Raw genomic sequence first — 20,167 nt, forward strand, 5'->3', positions numbered from 1 at the left:
CGCCCCGAACCCGACGGAGACCCGCATGACCCTCGATGCCGGCGCGCTCGATGCGCTGTTCCGCACCGCCCGCACCAAATCCGCCTGGACCGACACGCCGGTCCCGGACGACACGCTGCAAAAACTCTACGACCTGCTCAAATACGGCCCCACCTCGGCCAATTGCTCGCCCGCGCGCTTCCTCTTCCTGCGCAGCCCCGAATCGCGCGAGCGGCTGAAACCCGCCCTCAACCCCGGCAATATCGACAAGACGATGTCCGCCCCCGTCACCGTCATCGTCGCGCACGACCCGCAATTCTATGAAGAATTGCCGAAGCTCTTCCCCCATGCCGATGCCCGCGGCTGGTTCGCCGGCAACCCCGACCTCGCCGAGGAAACCGCCTTCCGCAACGGCACGATGCAGGGGGCCTATCTCATCATGGCCGCCCGCGCCCTCGGGCTCGATTGCGGCCCGATGTCCGGGTTCGACAAGGCGAGGGTCGACCAGACCTTCCTCTCCGACCAGGGCTGGCGGTCGAATTTCCTGATCAATCTCGGCTACGGCGTGGCCGAGGATCCGTTCCCCCGCGCCCCGCGCCTCGGGTTCGACGAAGCCTGCGTCCTGCTCTGAGATGACGCCGCCCGCCGCGCGGCTTCTGGTGCTGGATGCCGCGCTGAAATCCGCCCGCGCGGGGGTGATCGAGGGTGATCGCCTCCGCGCCGCGCGCGAGGGCGCGCCCGAGACCGGTCTTGCCGACCTGCTGCCGGTCTGGGCGGCGTCCTGTCTCGACGAGGCGGGGCTCGCCGCCGCTTCGCTCGACGGCATTGCCGTCACCATCGGCCCCGGCAGCTTCACCGGCCTGCGCGCCTCGCTTGCCCTCGCGCACGGAATCGGCCTCGCCGCCGGCATCCCGGTCTATGGCGTCACCGTGGGCGAGGCGATGGCGGCGCTGCTGCCCGATCCCGGCCGCAAGCTCTGGGTCGTCACCACGGCCCGGCGCGGCCGCCTCTTCCTGGAACGGGACGGCGAAGCGAGCGCCTTCGACGAGACCGACCTGCCCACCCCCGAAGGCCCGATCGCCCTTGCCGGCGACCGTGCGGCGGATATCGCATCCCGCCTCGCCGAAGCCGGCCACGATGCCGTGCCCACCGGGATCGAGACCTGCACCATCGCCGGCATCGCCGCCGCCCTGCGCCAGCGCCTCGCCGCAGGGCACGCGCCGCGCCCCGCCGCCCCGCTCTATGTCGATCCGCCCGAGGCACGCCTGCCCGCCGGCGGCCTGCGCCCGCCCCCGCAGGGGCACGACACCACCCCCACCAACCCGGCCCCGTGACCGGCGCGGGCAACGGCGATAATTCCGCGCCCGCAGCGGCGCCAGACCAACCCGCGCCCGCAGGGGCGCAAGACTGGCCCGCGCCCGCAGGGGTGCCAGACCAACCCGCGCCGGCCACGGCCGCGCACGCCGCCGCCCTCGCCGCGATCCACGCCGCCGCCTTCCCGGACGATCCCTGGTCGGAAGCGGCCATCGCCACCCTGTTCGAGAACCCGACGACCTTTGGCTTCATCGCCCCCGCAGGCGGGCTCGTCCTCGCCCGTGCGGTTGCCGGCGAGGCCGAGATCCTGACCATCGGCGTCGCCGCCACCGCCCGCCGGCGCGGCATCGCCCGCGCCCTGCTGGGCGCCGCCCTGGCGGAAGCGCGGGGCAGGGGGGCCGAGACGGTGTTTCTCGAGGTCGCGGCGGACAACGATGCCGCCATCCGCCTCTATCGCGCCTGCCTCTTCCGCCCCGCCGGGCGCCGGCGCGATTATTACGGTCCGGGGCGCGACGCGCTGCTGTTCACGCGTCCGCTTTCCTGATCACCACCACGGCGCTGCCATCCGGCAGGTCGAACATGTCGAGCAAATCGTGCCCCTGGTCGGCGGCGGCGCGCGGCACGTTCGCCCGCGGCTCGGCGCCGCGCAGCCGCACCAGCAAAATCTCCCCCGCCGCCATCGAATCGAGCGCCAGCCGTGTCCGCACGTAAGTCATCGGACAGGTTTCCGCAGTAATGTCGATGGCCCGGTTATGGGCAGGGAGTTCCATGACTTTCATATCCTGGATTACCATTTTCTAACCAATTTCAAAAAATGGAACATCGATGAGATGAATTACATCCGCCTTTCGGACGAATTTCAAACGTAAATTCTTGCAATTCACATCAAAATGCTCCAGATCAGTTTTCAGGTAAATGATCAAGTAGTGTCGAAGAAGGACCAGTGATGCCGGATAGCCATGACACACAACAACTCCTACAACTCACCGCGCAGATTGTGTCAGCGCATGTATCGCACAATTCGGTTTCGGCCGAAATGCTGCCCACGCTCATCCGGGATGTCTACACGAGCCTCAGCGGCACGGATCAGCCTGTAGAAGAGCCGCCGCCGCCGCTCGAGCCGGCAGTCAATCCGAAGAAATCCGTCTTCAACGATTACATCGTCTGTCTTGAGGATGGAAAAAAACTCAAGATGCTTCGCCGTCATCTGAAATCGGCCTACAATCTGACGCCCGAGCAGTATCGCGAGCGGTGGGGATTGGCGAGCGACTATCCGATGGTCGCCCCCGCCTATGCCAAGCAGCGCTCCACCCTCGCCAAGAAGATCGGCCTCGGCACCAAGACCGCCGGCGCCACCCCCTCCGGCTCCGGGCGCGCCAAGAAGGGCGAGTAGAGCATCATCCGGTCAGATGATATCATCTGCCCGGATAAAGATGCTCTGATTATCAACGTGGTAGAGCACTACATCCGATCCATCAGGATCGGAAAGTGCTCTAAAGCATTATCCGGTCAGATGGAAACATCTGACCGGATGGTGTCATCTGACAAAATAAAGATACTCGGTTTATCGATAATTTAGAGCACGTCTCAAAGGTTTCGGCCGAATGCCCGGCGGGGTCTCCCCGTCGGGCTTTTTCTTGCCCGCCATCTGCCCGCCATCTGGTCGCCTGGCCCGATTGCCTTTTCGCGCACCCTCATCCTACAATCTTCGCAAGCGAAACGCCGCCGTCTTTTTGTTTCGCACCCGGAAAAGGAACATCGCGTGTTGGATCATGCCGCATCCATCAGCCGGCGGGCGGAAATCGTCGCCCTGGTCGAGCAGAATGGCTTTCAGACGATCGAGGCGCTGGCCCGCCATTTCGACGTCACGGTGCAGACCATCCGCCGCGACCTCAACGCGCTCGCCGCCGATGGCAAGCTCAGCCGCTACCGTGGCGGCGCCGGCCTGCCATCGAGCATCGAGAACATGGAATACAACCGCCGCCGCGTGGTCCATCTCGAAGCCAAGCTCCGCATCGCCGACATGGTGGCGGCGGACATTCCCGAACACGCCTCGCTCTTCATCAATATCGGCTCGACCACCGAACAGGTCGCCCGCGCCCTGCTCGGCCATCATGATCTCTCGGTGATCACGAACAATCTCAACGTCGCGCGGATCATGAGCGAAAGCACCGATTTCCGCGTCATCGTCGCCGGCGGCATGGTCCGCAACCGCGATGGCGGCATCACCGGCCAGGCCACCCGCGACATGTTCGACCGTTTCCGCGTCGATATCGGCATCATCGGCGTCTCCGGCATCGACGCCGATGGCGCGCTCTACGATTTCGACATGGATGAGGTGATCTGTTCGCAGGCGATCATCCGCAACGCCCGCCGCGTCGTCCTCGTCACCGATCATTCCAAGTTCGGCCGCCCGGCGATGGTGCGGATCGGCACGCTCGCCCAGGTCTCCGCCCTCTATACCGACCTGCCGCCGCCGCCGCCGATCGCCGCCCTGATCGGCACGCTCGGCATCGAACTGCACGTCGCCGACCCGGCCCCCCAGCCTCCGTCCGGATCGCCGCCCGGATCGCCGCCCGGATCGCCGTCCGGATCGCCGACATGAAAACGCCCGGTCCGTTGCCGGGCCGGGCGCTCTGTCGCGATATCGGGTTGGCGCTCAGTCGGCGGCCAGCGCCATGTGCTTGCGCGCGATCGCGCCGCTGACATAGGTCTCCACCGCCTCGCCGATCGCCTCGGCATGGTTGGCGAACACGTGGTCGGCGCCGGCCAGCACGCGGTAATCGACGGCGACACCCTTCTGCGTGTTGAGCTTGTCGACCAGCTTGCGCACCGAATTCTCCGGCACCAGCTCGTCGGCATCGCCATGGATCATCAGCCCGCCGCAAGGGCAGGGGGCAAGGAAGCCGAAATCGTAATGCGCTGCCGGCGGGGCAACGCTGATCCAGCCCGAAACCTCCGGCCGGCGCATCAGCAACTGCATGCCGACGAAGGCGCCGAACGAATAGCCCGAAATCCACAGCCCGGCATGCCCGGGGTTCAGCGCCTGCATCCAGTCGAGCGCCGCGGCCGCGTCGTTGATCTCGCCCATCCCGCCGTCATAGCTGCCCTGGCTGCGCCCGACGCCGCGGAAATTGAACCGCATGACCGAGAAGCCAAGCCGCTGGAACACCTGGTACATCGTGTAGGTGATGCGGTTGTTCATGGTTCCGCCATGCAGCGGATGCGGGTGCAGCACCAGCGCGAGCGGCGCCCCCCGGTCCTTGGCATGGTGATAACGCCCTTCGAGACGGCCATCCGGCCCGGCAAACATAACTTCAGGCATGGTATTGTCTGGTCTTTCCCAATCGATCGTCACATCACCCGGCCTTCGATCGTCGCCGGGTGCAGGAATATTTCCCCGCCGGCGGCCCGAAGCCGCCCTCGCACCCTCAAGTGCCGCCGGAGCCGGGGAAACGGCTTCGACACTTATATATAGGTTGCCTCCACGCATGATTGACCGGTCCGGTATGCATACCTACTCTCCCCGTCATGACGAGCGCGATCATCCGCAACCATGGCCCCCAGCACGGCCTCTGGCATTGTTCCGGTCGCCGGCCCGAAAGCCGCCGGTCCAGCGTGCGGAGCCCTGTGTCTCCGCCCTTCCGCAGCACGCCGCGTCGCGCCGTTGCCATGCCTGCCGGGGAAGGCGTCCGCCAAAACTTCGTCTCCCGCCCGAAAATTCGTATCCCAGGGCCCGCTAGAGCTTTTAGAGCTTTCATTTCGTCCATCCGGCGCCAATATCGCCGGAGAGGCACAGAGATAACGGATGGCATCCAGATTTTCCACGGAAATGTCGCATGAGCTCAATGTTTTTGCGTGAAACCATCCGGGCCTACCGCCAGCGCGATCCGGCCGCCCGGTCGGATCTCGAGGTTTTGCTGTGCTATCCGGGCCTGCACGCCGTCCTGCTGCACCGTGTCGCGAACTGGCTCTGGCGGCACCGGCTGCGACTCGCCGGCCGCTTCCTCTCGCATCTCGCCCGGGTGGCGACCGGCATCGAGATCCATCCCGGTGCCACGATCGGCCGCCGCTGCATGATCGATCATGGCATGGGCGTGGTCATCGGCGAAACCGCGGTGCTGGGCGACGATGTCTATCTCTACCACCAGGTCACGCTCGGCGGCACGTCGAGCGAGCGCGGCAAGCGCCACCCGACGCTTGCCAACAACGTCATCATCGGTGCCGGCGCCAAGGTGCTGGGCAACATCCTGATCGGCGAGAACGCCCGCGTCGGCGCCAATGCCGTGGTGGTGGCCGATGTGCCGGCGAATACCACCGTGGTCGGCATTCCCGCCCGCCCGGTCGAGCGCGGCACCTCGATCCGCCCGTCCAAACCCCGGTTCGACCCCTATGGCACGCCCTGCGACCCCTGCCTCGACCCGCTGCTGAGCGAGATGGAGCGTCTGCGCGCCGAACTGACCGATCTCGAAGCCCGTGTCGCCCGCGCGGAATCGCGCACACCAGACCGCGCGGAATCGCGCAAACCCGATCACGCGGAATCGCGCACACCAGACCGCGCGGAATCGCGCACACCCGATCACGCGGAGTCGCGCAAACCCGATCACGCGGAGTCGCGCACACCCGATCACGCCGAAGCGCACACACCCGATGATGCCGCGCTGCGCGAGCCCATCCATGACGCGCCCATCGCCCGCGGCTGACCCGGGCCTCTATCTCGACGCCAACGCGACCGAGCCGCTCCGCCCCGAAGCCCGCGCGGCAATCCTCGCCGCCCTCGATCTCGACGGCAATCCCGCCTCGGTCCATGCCGAGGGCAGGGCGGCGCGCAAATATCTCGAATCCGCCCGCGCCACCCTCGCCGCCCGGCTCGGCGCCCGGCCGGAAAACCTCGTCTTCTGCGCCGGCGCGACCGAGGCGAACGCGATGGCGATCCACGGCCTCGCCGCCGGCGGCGCCATCGTCATCGGCGCCACCGAGCACGACGCCGTGCGCGCCGCCGCCCCCAATGCCCGCATCGCCCCGGTCGATGACGCGGGACAGCTCGACCTTGCCGCCTTCGCCGCCCTGCTGGCCGAATGCCGCCCGACCCTTGCCTGCGTCATGGCGGCGAACAACGAAACCGGCGTGCTGAACGACATCGCCGCCATCGCCGCCCTCTGCGCTGCGTGCGGCACGATGCTGCATGTCGATGCCGTGCAGGCCGCCGGCCGCGTTGCCGATCCCGATTATCTCGCCCAGGGTGCCTCCAGCGTCGCCATCTCCGCGCACAAGCTCGGCGGCCCGAAAGGGGCGGGGGCGCTGCTGCTCGCCCCCGACGCCGCCGCCCGCCTCGTCCCGCTGATCCGCGGCGGCGGCCAGGAACAGGGCCGCCGCGGCGGCACCCACAACCTGCCCGGCATCGCCGGCTTCGCCGCCGCCCTCGATGCCGCCCTCGATGCCGTCCATGCCACCGCCGGCTCAACTCCGCGCCTCGCCGCCCTGCGCGATGCGATCGAGGCCGGCGCACGCGCGTGCGGCGCGCGCATCGCCGGCGCCGGCGCGCCCCGGCTGGCGAACACGACCTGCCTGATCCTGCCCGGCCTTGCCGCCGAAACCCAGGTCATCGCGCTCGATCTCGCCGGCATCCGCGTCTCCGCCGGCGCGGCCTGCTCCTCGGGCAAGGTCGCGCGCAGCCACGTCCTGGCCGCGATGGGGCTGGGCGATCTCGCGTCCAACGCCATCCGCGTCTCGCTGCCCTGGAACGCGCCGGACGACGCGCCCGCCCGATTCCTCGCCGCATATCGGCGTCTTGCCGACCGCGCCTTGCGCAAATCCGCGCATGTCTCTACCTCGGCTGCGTGAACGGCGCCCGGACGCGCGCCCTCGCACCGCAACCGACTACGCAACGGATAACGCAACGGATTCAGGGGTCGCACATGCCGAACATGACTTTCATCGAGCGCGACGGCACGCGCCGGACGGTGGACGCCCCGTCCGGCCTGTCGGTGCTCGAAATCGCCCACAAGCACGGGATCGACATCGAAGGCGCCTGCGAGGGCTCGCTCGCCTGCTCGACCTGCCATGTCATCGTCGAGCCCGACTGGTTCGCGAAGCTCGCCGCCGCCTCGGAAGACGAGGAAGACATGCTCGACCTCGCCTTCGGCCTTGAAAAGACCTCCCGCCTCGGCTGCCAGATCGTGATGTCCCCGGTGCTGGACGGGCTCGTCGTGAAGCTGCCCGCCGGCGTGCGGAACGCGCAGGACGGCTGAGACCATGCGCGTCGTCGTCGCCATGTCCGGCGGGGTGGACAGTTCGGTCGTCGCCGGGCTGATGCACGAGGCCGGGCACGAGGTGATCGGCGTCACCCTCCAGCTCTACGATCACGGCGCCGCCACCGGCCGCAAGGGCGCGTGCTGCGCCGGGCAGGACATCCACGACGCCCGCAACGTCGCCGACCGTCTCGGCATCGCCCATTACGTGATCGATGCCGAGGCCGCCTTCCGCGCTGCGGTGATCGGCGATTTCGCCGATGCCTATGCCGATGGCCGCACCCCGGTCCCCTGCGTGCGCTGCAACCAGCACCTCAAGTTCGGCGACCTGCTCGGCCTCGCCCGCGATCTCGGCGCCGAGGCGCTGGCCACCGGCCATTATGTCCGCCGCGAGGAGGGCGCCGAGGGCGCCGAGCTGCATCGCGCGGTCGATGCGCGGCGCGACCAGTCCTGGTTCCTGTTCGCCACCACGCGCGACCAGCTCGCCTTCGCCCGCTTCCCCCTCGGCACCATGCCGGACAAGGACGCCGTCCGCGCCGAGGCCGCGCGGATGCACCTGCCCGTCGCCGAAAAGCCGGACAGCCAGGATATCTGCTTCGTCCCCTCCGGCACCTATGCCGACATCGTCGCGAAGCTCCGCCCCGATGCCGCCGCCCCCGGCGAGATCGTCACCGAGGACGGCGCCGTGCTCGACCATCACCAGGGCATCGCCCGCTACACGGTGGGCCAGGCCAAGCGACTGGGCGCCGCCTCCGGCCATGTCGTCACCAGGATCGACGCCGCCCGCCGCCGCATCGTCGTCGGCCCGCGCGGCGCCGGCGGCCGCGAGGTGCGGATCGCCGAGCCGAACTGGCTGATCGACCCGCCCGCCGCCCCGTTCCGCGCCAGCGTCAAGCTCCGCGCCGGCGAGACGCCGCACCCCGCCGAGATCGACATCGCCCGCAACCTCGTCACCCTCGATACCCCCGCTCTCGCCGCCCCCGGCCAGGCCTGCGTTGTGTATCGCGACACCCGCGTCCTCGGCGGCGGCTTCATCCTGTGATCCGGTGATCGCCGCCGTCGCAAGCCGGGTTTTTTTCGCACCTCGCCGACAAGTCTGATTGGTTTCGCCGCCGTGGCGGTCTATATCCAGACTGGCGCCCCCCGTCAGCCTGAAGTCCGGCCGGCCGGAGCCGCTCCCGCGTGCCGGATCTCCCTGCCGCGGGTCGATGCAACCACGCCATGGCACAAGCCATGCACGGCAAGAAAAAAAGGATTCCACACGTGGCCAACGAAAAATCGCAGAACGTGCAGGATGTGTTCCTCAATCACGTTCGCAAGAGCAAGACCCCGGTCACCGTGTTCCTGGTGAACGGCGTGAAGCTGCAGGGCGTCATCACCTGGTTCGACAATTTCTCGGTCCTCCTCCGTCGCGACGGTCATACCCAGCTCGTCTACAAGCACGCGATCTCGACCGTGATGCCCGGCGCGCCGATCCAGCTCTTCGATGCGACCAAGGCCGAAGGCGCGGCCGGCGGCAGCGGGGCGACTCTCTCCCTCGGCCGTGCCGGCGATGCCGATCGCGACGCCGAGTAGGCCGGATTGACCATACCGACAAAGGCCGCACCCACCCGCGCCGCCATCCTGCTGCCCTGGGAGCATGGCGGGCGGCGCAACGGCCCGCGCGAGGCCGAGGCCCGCCTCGCCGAAGCCATCGGCCTCGCCGCCTCGATCGGCCTCGTCATCGCCCATGAGGAAATCGTCCAGCTCCGCGCCCACCGCCCCGCCACCCTGTTCGGCGAGGGCCAGGTGCAGCGCATCGCTGACTCCATCGCCGAGGCCGAAATCGGCGTCGCGGTGGTCGATTCCACGCTCAGCCCGGTGCAGCAGCGCAATCTCGAACGCGCCTGGAAATGCAAGGTCATCGACCGCACCGGCCTGATCCTCGACATTTTCGGCGAGCGCGCCCGCACCGCCGAGGGCGTGCTGCAGGTCGAACTCGCGCATCTCGCCTACCAGCGCTCCCGCCTCGTCCGCTCCTGGACCCATCTGGAGCGCCAGCGCGGCGGCTTCGGCTTCCTCGGCGGCCCCGGCGAAACCCAGATCGAGGCGGACCGCCGCCTGATCACCGACCGTATCGCCCGCCTCCGCCGCGAGCTCGACGAGGTCCGCCGCACCCGCGCCCTGCACCGCGCCGCGCGCAACCGCGTGCCCTATCCCGTCGTCGCCCTGGTCGGCTACACCAATGCCGGCAAATCGACGCTGTTCAACGCGCTCACCGGCGCCACCGTCCACGCGCAGGACCAGCTCTTCGCCACCCTCGACCCGACGATGCGCCTCATCGTCCTGCCCTCCGGCCGCCACGCCATCCTGTCGGACACGGTGGGCTTCATCTCCGACCTGCCGACCGAACTCGTCGCCGCCTTCCGCGCCACGCTCGAAGAGGTCGCCGCCGCCGACATCATCCTCCATGTCCGCGACTGCGCCCACCCCGACAGCGCCGCCCAGCGCGCCGACGTGATCTCGGTGCTCGACGGCATGGCCCGTTCCGGCATGATCGACGAGGGCTGGTCCTCCCGCTGCATCGAGGTGATGAACAAGATCGACCTGCTCGATCCCGCGATCTCGGACCTGCCGGGCCCCGCCGCCATCGCCGTCTCGGCGCTTTCCGGCGAAAATCTCGAAACCCTGCGCGCCGCGATCGATGCCCGGCTCGCCGGCGCCATGCAGGTCGCGACCTACTGGCTCGCCCATGCCGACGGTGCCGCCCTCGCCTGGCTCTACCGCCACGGCGAGGTGCTCTCCCGCATGGATGGCGAGGATGCCATCGCCATCGAGGTCCGGCTCCGCCCCGAAGACCGCGCCCGCTTCGAGCGCGACCACGAGGCCGCGCTGCACGCCCCGACCCCCTGATCCATCGCCCCGATCCGGCACCCCATCCATCGCCACGGAATCCCGCCCATGATGCCTGACAGATCCGACCTTTCCGCCATCGCGGCGCTGCTGCGCGAGGTCGCCGGCAGCATCGTGATGCCGCGCTTCGGCCATATCGGCCCGGCCGATCTGCGCACCAAATCCGGCCCGCTCGACCCCGTGACCGTGGCCGACGAGGCGGCCGAGCGCGCGCTGACCGAAGGCCTGCGCGCCCTCTTCCCCGATGTCGCGGTGATCGGCGAGGAATCGGTCGCCGCCGATCCCGCCCTGCTCGGCGCGGTCGCCGGCCCCGCCCCGGTCTTCGTGATCGACCCGATCGACGGCACCCAGAACTACGCCGCCGGCCTGCCGCTGTTCGGCCTGATGATCGCCCTGGTCGAGGGCAACCAGACCATCGCCGGCCTGATCCACGACCCGCTGCGGGACGATACCATGCTCGCCACGCGCGGCGCCGGCGCCTTCCTGCTCCGCGGCGCGGCGGCGCGTGCCGAATTCCTGCCTTTGCGCGTCGCCGCCCCGGCGCCGCTCGCGCAGATGATCGCCTCGGTCTCCTGGCAATACATGGCGGCGGACGAAAAATCCCGCGTGCTCGCCCGTCTCGACGCAATCGGGCAGACGCCCAACCTGCGCTGCGCCGCCGCCACCTACCGCGCCATGGCGTCGGGCCACATGCACGCCACGGTCTCCCGCCGCACCCTGCCGTGGGACCATGCCGCCGGCACGCTGATCGTCGAGGAGGCCGGCGGCCATGTCCGCCGCCCGGATGGCGAGGCCTGGCGCCCCGCCGACATCGATGGCGGCCTCATCGCCGCCGCCGACCGCGACACCTGGCACCGCCTGCGCGACGCGCTCTACGGCTAGCTTTCCAGCTTCACCGCCTGCCAGAGCGCTTCCATCTCCGCGAGCCCGGCCGCTTCCGGCGTGGTCCCGGCGGCGGCGAGCCTCGCCTCCACCGCGCGGAACCGGCGCTCGAACTTCGCATTCGCCCGCGCCAGCGCCTGCTCGCCATCGCAGCCGAGCTTGCGGGCGAGATTGACCATCACGAAGAACATGTCGCCCAGCTCGTCCTCGATCCGCGCCGGGTCCGCCCCCGCCAGCTCGGCGCGCAGCTCCGCCGTCTCCTCGTCGAGCTTGTCGAGAACCGACTCCGCATCCGGCCAGTCGAAACCCACCCGTGCCGCCCGCGCCGCGAGCTTGCGCGCCCGCATCAGCGCCGGCAGCGTGGTGGCGATGCCATCCAGCAGGCCGCTCTCCGCCCGCGCCGCCCGCTCGCGCGCCTTGTCCGCCTCCCAGGCCTGGGTCTGCGCCGCCTGGTCCCGCGCCGCGGCATCGCCGAACACATGCGGATGCCGGCGGATCATCTTCGCGGCAATCCCGGCGGCGACCTCGTCGAAGCCGAACCAGCCGCGCTCCTCCGCCATCCGCGCGTGATACACCACCTGGAACAGCAGATCCCCCAGCTCGTCGCGCAGCGCCGCCGGATCGCCTTTTCCGATCGCGTCCGCAACCTCATAGGCCTCTTCGACCGTATAGGGAGCGATGGTGGCGAAATCCTGCTCGCGATCCCACGGGCATCCGGTCTGCGGATGCCGAAGTGCGGCCATGACGGCGAGGAGGCGGTCGATCGGTCTGTCGGTCATGCGATCCCGAAGCTGTGATGGGTGATCCCGCCGCGGTCACGGCGGCTTGATGAATGGCCAGCGCGCACCAGAGTAATCTATCGCCCGAGGAGAACAACCATGCACGTCATCCGCACACCGGACTGGTCCCTGCCCGAGCGGGATGCAACCCCCCCGCATCTCGCCCTCAACCGCCGCGCCGCCCTCGCCACGCTGGGCGGCGCCATGCTCGGCTTCGGCCAGATCGGCGCCGCGCTGGCCGATGCGAATGCCAAACCGGGCGATCGCATCGCCGACTACCCGCCCTCCGCCGCCCGCTTCGACCCCGCGCGCAGCCTTACCCCTCGCCACAATGCCGAAACCTACAACAATTTCTACGAATTCGGCCTGCACAAGGACATCTGGCCCAAGGCCCAGAAGCTCCCCACCGAGCCCTGGACCATCCGCATCGACGGCATGGTGGAAAAGCCCTTCACCATCTCCTTCGACGACCTGATGAAGAAGGTCAGCACCGAAACCCGAATCTACCGCCATCGCTGTGTCGAGGCCTGGTCCCTCGTCGTCCCCTGGGAAGGCTTTCCGCTCGCCGAGCTGGTCAAGCTGGCGAAGCCGCTCTCGGGGGCGAAATATCTCCGCTTCACCTCGCTCGCCGATCCCAAGGTGATGCCGGGCCTGTCGATCCCCTTCTTCCCCTGGCCCTATCACGAGGGCCTGACCATGGCGGAGGCGATGAACGAGCTCGCCTTCGTCGGCACCGGCATGTACGGCGCGAAGATGCCCAAGCAGGACGGTGCGCCGATCCGCGTCGTGCTGCCCTGGAAATACGGCTTCAAGTCGGCGAAATCCCTGGTCCGCATCGAATTCACCAAGGAGCGACCGGTCACCTTCTGGGAAAAGACCAGCCCGGACATGTATGGCTTCTGGGCCAATGTGAACCCGAACTACCCCACCCTGCGCTGGAGCCAGGCGCGCGAGCGCGTCATCGGCACCGGCGATGTGGTGCCGACGCAAATTTACAACGGCTACGGCAAATGGGTCGCCCCGCTCTATGCCGGCATGAAGCAGGACAAGAAACTGTTCATGTGACGCCCAGCAGCCGGCGGGCGATGCCGATCACCCGCCGCGCCTCGCTCCACAATTCGTAGCGGTCGAATTCCGCCGCCCTGGCCCAGGCGATGTCGGTCACGTCATCGCCCGCCACCGCCTCGCCGCCCTGATACAGCCCGGCGAAATCGAGGATTGTGTAATGGAACTCGATGCGCTGGGCCGCATCGCGATGGATCGAATCGACATGCGCCGCCAGCACGAGCGCCCCGGCTTCGAGCCCGGTCTCCTCGCGCAATTCCCGCCGCGCCGCCGCCTCCGCCGTCTCGCCCAGCTCCTGGCCGCCGCCCGGCAGGCTCCAGGCCCCGAGTGCCGGCTTGCGGCCGCGGCGGATCAGCAGCACCTCGTCGCCGCGCAGCAGCACCACCCCGATGCCGACGCGCGGCGCCTCCGGATAGGCCCGGCTCATCCGGCCACCAGCGCGCGGATCGCGCGGTCCTGCTCGAACAGGTGCAGCAGCACCCGCGCCGCCCGCCCGCGCGGGGATTCGAGCTGCGGGTCGGTGTCGAGCAGCAGGGTCGCGTCTTTCTGCGCCATCGCAATCAGGTCCTCGTCGCGTTCGGCGTCCGCCAGAAGGTAGCCGGGCAGGCCGGACTGTTTCGCCCCCAATATGTCACCGCCGCCGCGCAGCCGGAAATCCTCGTCGGCGATGCGGAACCCGTCCTCCGTCTCCCGCAGGATCGCGAGCCGCCGCCGCGCCGCCTGGCTCGGCTCGTCGCCATGCAGCAGCAGGCAGAAACTCGCCGCCGCCCCGCGCCCGACCCGCCCGCGCAGCTGGTGCAGCTGCGCCAGCCCGAACCGGTCCGCATGCTCGATCACCATCACGTTCGCCTCCGGCACGTCCACCCCCACCTCGATCACCGTGGTCGAGACCAGGATATCCGCCTCGCCGCGGGCGAAGCGCTCCAGCGCCGCCGCCCGGATCTCGATCGGCTGGCGCCCATGCGCCAGCACCACCCGCGCGCCGAACCGCTCGGCGAGTGCGGCGAACCGCGCCTCGGCGGCGGCGATGTCCATCGCCTCGCTCTCGGCCACCAGCGGACACACCCAATAGACCCGCCCGCCCTGGCGGATCATCCGCGCCACCGCGGCGACGATCTCCTCCATCCGCCCCGCCGGGTGCAGCGTGGTGCGGATCGGCTGCCGCCCGGCCGGCTTGGCGAGAATCCGGCTCACGCTCATCTCCCCCCAATGCGAGAGCAGCAGCGTGCGCGGGATCGGCGTCGCCGTCATCACCAGCATGTCCGTCGCCCGCCCCTTGGCGCCGAGGGCGAATCGCTGCTCGACGCCGAACCGGTGCTGCTCGTCGATCACCGCGAGGCCGAGATCGTGGAACGCGACACTCTTCTGGAAGATCGCATGGGTGCCGACCACGATCGGGATCGACCCGTCGGCGAGCCCGGCCAGCACGCGCCGCCGCTCCGCCGTCCGCAGCGAGCCGGTCAGCAGCGCGACCGGCACGGGGCAGAGTTTCTCCAGCGTCGCGAGATGCTGGCGGGCCAGCAATTCGGTGGGGGCGAGCAGGGCGGCCTGCGCCCCGGCCTCGACCACGCGCAGCATCGCCAGCGTCGCCACCAGCGTCTTCCCCGCGCCGACATCGCCCTGCAACAGCCGCAGCATCCGGTGCGGTGACGCGAGATCGGCGTCGATCTCGGCGAGCGCCTCGTCCTGTGCCGCGGTCGGCGCGAAGCCGAACCGCGCCAGCGCCGCCGCCCGCAGCCGCCCATCCCCGGCAAAGGCGCGCCCCGTCCGCCGCCGCCGCCGCGCGCGGATCAGCGCGAAGGCGAGCTGCCGCGCCAGCAACTCGTCATAGGCGAGCCGCCGCGCCGGGCGGTCGTCCGGCATCGATTCGGGCGCCTGCAGCGCCCGCAGCGCGGCGGCGAATCCCGGCCAGCCCTGCTTCTTCAGCACGGAAGGCATCTGCCATTCCGGCAGCTCCGGCAGACGGGCGAGGGCGCCGTCCACCGCCCGCGCCATCAGCCGCGCCGAAAGCCCCGCCGTCAGCCCCCGCACCGGCTCGATCGCCGGCAGCCGCGCCGCGTCCTCCGCCGCCAGCACGTAATCGGGATGGGGCAGGGTAGGGCGGTCGGCGAACCGCTCGACCTTGCCCGACAGCAGCAGTTTCGCCCCCAGCGGAAACTGCCGCAGCCGCCCGGGATGGAACAGCACCACCTCGCCGAAGCCGCTGGCGTCGCGAATCACCACCCGGTGCGGCTGCCCCCGCCGCGCCGGCGCCTCGTGCCGCACCACCTCGATCATAACCGTCGCAACCATCCCCGGCTCCGCCTCGGCCAGCGTCGAAAACCGCGAGCGGTCGATGAAATGCAGCGGCAGGTGAAACAGCAGGTCGCCCACGCGTGGCCCGCCCACCGCGCGCGCGATCAGCGCCGCGAGTTTCGGGCCGACGCCCGGCAGGCTGGCAAGCTCGGCCCGGAACGGCGCCAGCGACTCGGAGATGTTGGTGGTCACGGGCTGACAGTGGCGGAGCACTCCACTATATCGCAACCCATCATGACCGATGTATCGACCGAGGCGCTCGCGCAGCGCCGCCGCCGGCTGCTCTACCGGGCCACCCATCGCGGCACCTATGAAAACGACCTGATGATCGGCGGTTTCGCCCGCAAATATATCGACGCGATGGACGATGCCGCGCTCGACGCGCTGGAGGCGGTGATGGAACACCCCGACGCCGAGCTGGCGGACTGGCTGACCGGCCGCAAGCCGGTCCCGCCTGAAGCCGATTCGGACATGTTCCACCGCATCCGCGACGAGGCGGCGGAGATCGCGCAGGGCGAGTTCGGCGCCAAGCGCGGGCGATGAGCCTGCTTCCCGTCTACGGCGCGCCGGAAGGGTTCGACGCCGACCTGATCGCCCGCCGCGCCGCCGAGGCCGGCACGGTGCTGCACATCGCGCGCGACGATGCCCGCCTCGCCCGGCTGGAGGACGCGCTCGCCTTCTTCGCCCCCGCCGCCGAGATCATCCGCTTCCCCGCCTGGGACTGCCTGCCCTACGACCGCGTCTCGCCCAACCCGGCCATCGTCTCCGACCGTGTCGCCGCCCTGGCCCGGCTGCTGGAGCCGGCGAAGGGCACCCGCATCGTGCTGACCACGGTGAACGCCGCCGTCCAGCGCACCCCGCCGCGCGCCCGCTTCGCCGGCGCCAGCCGCACCATCGCCCCCGGCGGCGCCGCCGCCCCGGACGATCTCGCCCGCTTTCTCGAACAGCGCGGCTATCACCGCGTCGGCACCGTCATGGAACCCGGCGATTTCGCCGTCCGCGGCGGCATTTTCGACGTCTGGCCCGCCGGCGAGCCGACGCCTGCCCGCATCGACCTGTTCGGCGACACGGTAGATACACTTCGCCGCTTCGACCCCGGCACCCAGCGCAGCGGCGAGGCGCTGGACCAGCTCACCTTCCGCCCCGCCACCGAGTTGCCGCTCGATGCCGAGGCGGTCAGCCGCTTCCGCACCGGCTTTCGCGACCTGTTCGGCGCCGAGGCGCAGGCCGACCCGCTCTACGAGGCGATCTCCGACGGCCGCCGCCAGCCCGGCATGGAACATTTCGCCCCGCTCTTCTGCGAGACGATGGAAACCGTGTTCGACTATGCGCCCGGTGCTGCCATCAGCCTCGACCACCAGGCCGAGGAGGCCGCCGCCGCCCGCTTCGAGATGATCGCCGATCATTATGAAGCCCGCCGCGCCCCGCCCCGCGCCGGCGAGGCGCCCTACCGGCCGATCCCGCCCGCCAGCCTCTATCTCGACCGCGCCGGCCTCGATGCGCTGCTCCGCGCCCGTGGCGCGACCGTCTTCTCCCCCTTCGCCCGGCCCGACGGGGCCGAGGGTGTCGAAGCCGGCGGCCGTCCCGGCGCCATCCTCGCCGCCGCCCAGGGCATCGCCTCGGTCTATGACGAATTCCGCCTGCTCGCCGCCCGCTGGCGCGAGGCCGGGCGCCGCGTCGTCCTCGCCGCCTGGTCCGCCGGCTCGCGCGACCGTCTCGCCGCCCTGCTGCGCGACCACGGCATGCGCTCGATCCCGATCGACAACGCCGCCGAGGCCCGCATCGCCCAGGGCGACGCCATACTGCTCGCCATTCTCGGCCTCGAGCGCGGCTATGTCGCCGACGATCTCGCCATCGTCGCCGAGCAGGACCTGCTCGGCCAGCGCATCGCCCGCCCGCCGCGCCGCCGCCAGCGCGCCGACCAGTTCATCGCCGACGCCACCGAAATCGCGGAGGGCGATCTCGTCGTCCATCAGGATCACGGCATCGGCCGCTATGACGGGCTGGTGACGCTGAGCGTCGACGGCGCGCCGCATGACTGCCTGCGCCTGCTCTACGATGGCGACCAGAAGCTCTTCCTGCCGGTCGAGAACATCGACATGCTCTCCCGCTTCGGCAGCGAGACCGCCGGCGTCGGGCTCGACCGCCTGGGCGGCGCCTCCTGGCAGGCGCGCAAGGCCAAGGCCCGCAACCGCATCCGCGACATGGCGGCCGGCCTCATCCGCATCGCCGCCGAGCGCAAGCTGCACGACGCCGCGATCCTCGCCGCCGATGACGGCGCCTTCGCCGAGTTCTGCGCCCGCTTCCCCTATACCGAAACCGAGGACCAGGCCCGCGCCATCGCCGATGTCATGGAAGATCTCGCCGCCGGCAAGCCGATGGACCGGCTGGTCTGCGGCGATGTCGGCTTCGGCAAGACCGAAGTGGCCCTCCGCGCCGCCTTCATCGCCGCGATGTCCGGCGCCCAGGTCGCCGTGGTGGTGCCGACCACGCTGCTCGCCCGCCAGCATTACCGCCTGTTCTCCGAGCGCTTCGCCGGCCTGCCCATCCGCGTCGAGCAGCTCTCCCGCCTCGTCTCCGCCAAGGATACCGCGAAGGTGAAGGCCGGCCTCGCCGACGGCACGGTGAACATCGTCGTCGGCACCCATGCGCTGCTCTCCAAAACCATCGCCTTCGCCGATCTCGCGCTGCTGATCGTCGACGAGGAGCAGCATTTCGGCGTCGCCCACAAGGAACGGCTCAAGCAGATCAAGGCGGACATCCACGTCCTCACCCTGACCGCGACGCCGATCCCCCGCACCCTCCAGCTCGCGCTGACCGGCGTGCGCGACCTCTCGCTGATCACCACCCCGCCGGTCGATCGCCTTGCCGTGCGCACCTTCATCATGCCGTGGGACAAGCTGGTGATCCGCGAGGCCATCGCCCGCGAGCGCTTCCGCGGCGGGCAGATCTTCTGCGTCGTCCCGCATATCGAGGATATCGACCGGATGCGCGAGCGCCTGGCCGAGATCGCGCCGGACCTGCGCACCGCCACCGCCCATGGCCGCCTGCCCCCCACCGAGATCGAGCGGGTGATGACCGAGTTCAGCGAAGGCAAGCACGACGTCCTGCTCGCCACCAACATCGTCGAATCCGGGCTCGACATGCCGGCGGTGAACACGATCCTGATCTGGCGCGCCGATCTCTTCGGCCTCGGCCAGCTCTACCAGCTGCGCGGCCGCGTCGGCCGCGGCAAGCAGCGCGGCTACGCCTATCTCACCTGGCCCGCCTCGCACACGCTCGCCGCCTCCTCGCAGAAACGCCTCGAAGTGATGCAGACGCTCGACACGCTCGGCGCCGGCTTCACCCTCGCCTCCCACGATCTCGACCTGCGCGGCGCCGGCAACCTGCTGGGCGATGAACAATCCGGCCATATCCGCGAGGTCGGCATCGAGCTCTACCAGCAGATGCTGGAGGATGCGGTGGCCGAGCTGCGCGCGGCCGGCGGCGGCCAATCGCGCGAGGCCGCGCGGGACTGGACGCCGAATATCGGCCTCGGCCTGCCCGTCCTCATCCCCGAGGCCTACGTGGCCGACCTGCCGGTCCGCCTCGGCCTCTACCGCCGCATCGGCGGGCTCGTGACCGATGCCGAGAGCGAGGCGCTCGCCGCCGAACTGGTCGACCGGTTCGGCCCGATGCCGGCGGAGGTGGAAAACCTCCTCGCCACCGTGGCGCTCAAGCGCGCCTGCCGCGCCGTCGGCGTCGAGAAGCTGGAGGCCGGGCCGAAAGGCATGGTCGTCGCCTTCCGCGGCAACGCCTTCGCCAATCCCGGCGGCCTCGTCTCCTGGCTCGCCACCCGCGCCGGCCTGCTCCGCCTGCGCCCGGACCACAAGCTGGTCATGGTCCGCGAGATGGACGTGAAGGCCCGCCTCGCCGCCGCGCGGGACATCGTGGGCAACCTCCAGCGGATTCTCGACCAGTCGAAAGCCGCATGATCCGGTGGCGTAACTAAACAAATCGAAACTTGCTCCGGCCGCCCCGGTCCTCATCTTTGCGTGAGGAAGGCGGCCGCTCCTCGGCCGCCCCGCGCATCGCCGCCCGGCGACGATGCCGCCGCGGCCGCCCTGCGGCCGCCCAGCCTGAAGAGGTCATGCCCATGAACGACCGAACCCTTTTCCGCGCCAGTGCCGTTGCCCTGCTCGCCGCCGCTTTCGCAGCCTCCCCCGCTCTGGCCGCGACCACCGCGCCCGGCGCCGCCACCCCGATGCCCGCACCCACCACCGGCTCGATGGCAGCCGCCCCCGCCGCCTCGCCGCAGACCGTCGCCAAGGCCGGCAAGGCGCTGCACCAGGTGCTCGACATCAACCACAGCTACGGCGCGAAACTCGCCCACACGACCGACCCCGCCGGCAAGCAGCGCCTGATCGCCTCGGCCAAGTCCAAGGCGGCGGCGGCGATCACCGCCCAGGGCCTCACCGTCCGGCAATACGACCAGGTCCTGGCCGAGGCCCGGCAGAATCCCTCGATGCGCGCGCAGCTCTTCGCCGCCGCCGGCCTGCCGGCGCAGAAATGACCGCCTGACCGCCGCGCCGCCGCCGCAAGGCGGGGTGCTGCGGTCGCCAGCACCCATCCAGAGCATCATCCGATCAGATGGAATCATCTGATCGGATAAAGATGCTCGACTTATCAATATGCTAGAGCACTACATCCGATCCAATCGGATCGGAAAGT

Annotated in this window: 21 protein-coding genes; 16 read left to right on the top strand and 5 right to left on the bottom strand. The window is 69.8% G+C overall.

The genetic code is table 11. The features are described from left to right. Positions 1–25 precede the first annotated feature (25 nt). The 3 genes from B7Z76_RS12670 to B7Z76_RS12680 all read left to right on the top strand — a co-directional run bounded on the left by B7Z76_RS12670 (position 26) and on the right by B7Z76_RS12680 (position 1,837). Positions 26–610, top strand: a complete 585-nt coding sequence (locus tag B7Z76_RS12670) for a malonic semialdehyde reductase (protein WP_174504230.1) — start codon at positions 26–28, stop codon at positions 608–610. A 1-nt stretch (position 611) separates the two neighbouring features. After that, positions 612–1,313 (top strand): tRNA (adenosine(37)-N6)-threonylcarbamoyltransferase complex dimerization subunit type 1 TsaB, encoded by a 702-nt coding sequence (tsaB, locus tag B7Z76_RS12675; RefSeq protein WP_291344308.1) that lies wholly within the window; start codon positions 612–614, stop codon positions 1,311–1,313. Positions 1,314–1,405: 92 nt separating this feature from the next. Beyond that, positions 1,406–1,837, top strand: a complete 432-nt coding sequence (locus tag B7Z76_RS12680; RefSeq protein WP_291344310.1) for a GNAT family N-acetyltransferase — start codon at positions 1,406–1,408, stop codon at positions 1,835–1,837. Here the strand turns inward: B7Z76_RS12680 and B7Z76_RS12685 are convergent. Next, a complete protein-coding gene (locus B7Z76_RS12685) occupies positions 1,818–2,081 on the bottom strand; it encodes a sulfurtransferase TusA family protein (protein ID WP_291344338.1) in 264 nt (87 codons plus the stop codon). The genes B7Z76_RS12680 and B7Z76_RS12685 overlap by 20 nt on opposite strands. 158 nt (positions 2,082–2,239) lie before the next feature. Between B7Z76_RS12685 and B7Z76_RS12690 the strand changes: the two genes are divergently transcribed. Then, complete coding sequence (locus B7Z76_RS12690) at positions 2,240–2,686, top strand: MucR family transcriptional regulator (protein ID WP_174504909.1); 447 nt, start codon at positions 2,240–2,242, stop codon at positions 2,684–2,686. Between the two features lie 369 nt (positions 2,687–3,055). Continuing rightward, positions 3,056–3,898, top strand: a complete 843-nt coding sequence (locus B7Z76_RS12695) for a DeoR/GlpR family DNA-binding transcription regulator (protein WP_174504232.1) — start codon at positions 3,056–3,058, stop codon at positions 3,896–3,898. Between the two features lie 54 nt (positions 3,899–3,952). On the opposite strand, the gene B7Z76_RS12700 is transcribed toward B7Z76_RS12695, so the two are convergent. After that, entirely contained in the window at positions 3,953–4,618 is a 666-nt protein-coding gene (locus tag B7Z76_RS12700; protein WP_174504233.1) for an alpha/beta hydrolase, read from the bottom strand. Positions 4,619–5,132: 514 nt separating this feature from the next. On the opposite strand from B7Z76_RS12700, the gene cysE reads away from it, so the two are divergent. The 7 genes from cysE to B7Z76_RS12735 all read left to right on the top strand — a co-directional run bounded on the left by cysE (position 5,133) and on the right by B7Z76_RS12735 (position 11,318). Continuing rightward, complete coding sequence (gene cysE / locus B7Z76_RS12705) at positions 5,133–5,996, top strand: serine O-acetyltransferase (RefSeq protein WP_291344314.1); 864 nt, start codon at positions 5,133–5,135, stop codon at positions 5,994–5,996. Further along, the gene (locus B7Z76_RS12710) at positions 5,971–7,137 is read left to right on the top strand and encodes a cysteine desulfurase family protein (RefSeq protein ID WP_291344316.1); all 1,167 of its coding nucleotides are present in this window, start codon (positions 5,971–5,973) and stop codon (positions 7,135–7,137) included. The genes cysE and B7Z76_RS12710 overlap by 26 nt, the downstream gene beginning before the upstream one ends. 74 nt (positions 7,138–7,211) lie before the next feature. After that, positions 7,212–7,544 carry a ferredoxin family 2Fe-2S iron-sulfur cluster binding protein gene (locus B7Z76_RS12715; RefSeq protein WP_174504236.1) on the top strand — a complete coding sequence of 111 codons (333 nt, stop codon included), beginning with the start codon at positions 7,212–7,214 and terminating at the stop codon, positions 7,542–7,544. Between the two features lie 4 nt (positions 7,545–7,548). Beyond that, positions 7,549–8,586, top strand: a complete 1,038-nt coding sequence (gene mnmA / locus B7Z76_RS12720; protein WP_291344319.1) for a tRNA 2-thiouridine(34) synthase MnmA — start codon at positions 7,549–7,551, stop codon at positions 8,584–8,586. Between the two features lie 221 nt (positions 8,587–8,807). Then, positions 8,808–9,119: an RNA chaperone Hfq gene (gene hfq / locus B7Z76_RS12725; RefSeq protein ID WP_174504238.1), complete on the top strand. Its 312-nt coding sequence runs from the start codon at positions 8,808–8,810 to the stop codon at positions 9,117–9,119. Positions 9,120–9,125: 6 nt separating this feature from the next. After that, complete coding sequence (hflX, locus tag B7Z76_RS12730; protein WP_291344321.1) at positions 9,126–10,436, top strand: GTPase HflX; 1,311 nt, start codon at positions 9,126–9,128, stop codon at positions 10,434–10,436. Between the two features lie 48 nt (positions 10,437–10,484). Further along, complete coding sequence (locus B7Z76_RS12735) at positions 10,485–11,318, top strand: inositol monophosphatase family protein (RefSeq protein WP_291344323.1); 834 nt, start codon at positions 10,485–10,487, stop codon at positions 11,316–11,318. On the opposite strand, the gene mazG is transcribed toward B7Z76_RS12735, so the two are convergent. Next, on the bottom strand, positions 11,315–12,097 hold the full coding sequence (gene mazG / locus B7Z76_RS12740; protein ID WP_291344325.1) for a nucleoside triphosphate pyrophosphohydrolase: 783 nt from the start codon (positions 12,095–12,097) through the stop codon (positions 11,315–11,317). The genes B7Z76_RS12735 and mazG overlap by 4 nt on opposite strands. A gap of 99 nt (positions 12,098–12,196) precedes the next feature. Between mazG and msrP the strand changes: the two genes are divergently transcribed. After that, complete coding sequence (gene msrP, locus B7Z76_RS12745) at positions 12,197–13,162, top strand: protein-methionine-sulfoxide reductase catalytic subunit MsrP (protein WP_291344327.1); 966 nt, start codon at positions 12,197–12,199, stop codon at positions 13,160–13,162. On the opposite strand, the gene B7Z76_RS12750 is transcribed toward msrP, so the two are convergent. Together B7Z76_RS12750 and recG are read right to left on the bottom strand one after the other, a co-directional pair. Further along, a complete protein-coding gene (locus B7Z76_RS12750; RefSeq protein WP_291344328.1) occupies positions 13,155–13,589 on the bottom strand; it encodes an NUDIX hydrolase in 435 nt (144 codons plus the stop codon). The two genes, msrP and B7Z76_RS12750, sit on opposite strands and share 8 nt — an antisense overlap. Next, the gene (gene recG / locus B7Z76_RS12755) at positions 13,586–15,649 is read right to left on the bottom strand and encodes an ATP-dependent DNA helicase RecG (protein WP_291344330.1); all 2,064 of its coding nucleotides are present in this window, start codon (positions 15,647–15,649) and stop codon (positions 13,586–13,588) included. The genes B7Z76_RS12750 and recG overlap by 4 nt, the downstream gene beginning before the upstream one ends. Before the next feature lie 42 nt (positions 15,650–15,691). On the opposite strand from recG, the gene B7Z76_RS12760 reads away from it, so the two are divergent. The 3 genes from B7Z76_RS12760 to B7Z76_RS12770 all read left to right on the top strand — a co-directional run bounded on the left by B7Z76_RS12760 (position 15,692) and on the right by B7Z76_RS12770 (position 20,009). Beyond that, entirely contained in the window at positions 15,692–16,000 is a 309-nt protein-coding gene (locus B7Z76_RS12760; RefSeq protein ID WP_174504245.1) for a succinate dehydrogenase assembly factor 2, read from the top strand. Next, on the top strand, positions 15,997–19,431 hold the full coding sequence (gene mfd, locus B7Z76_RS12765; protein ID WP_291344332.1) for a transcription-repair coupling factor: 3,435 nt from the start codon (positions 15,997–15,999) through the stop codon (positions 19,429–19,431). The genes B7Z76_RS12760 and mfd overlap by 4 nt, the downstream gene beginning before the upstream one ends. Before the next feature lie 161 nt (positions 19,432–19,592). Next, positions 19,593–20,009: a DUF4168 domain-containing protein gene (locus tag B7Z76_RS12770; RefSeq protein WP_291344334.1), complete on the top strand. Its 417-nt coding sequence runs from the start codon at positions 19,593–19,595 to the stop codon at positions 20,007–20,009. Positions 20,010–20,167: the final 158 nt, after the last annotated feature.

The organism is Acidiphilium sp. 20-67-58 (assembly GCF_002255515.1).
Taxonomy (GTDB): Bacteria; Pseudomonadota; Alphaproteobacteria; order Acetobacterales; family Acetobacteraceae; genus Acidiphilium.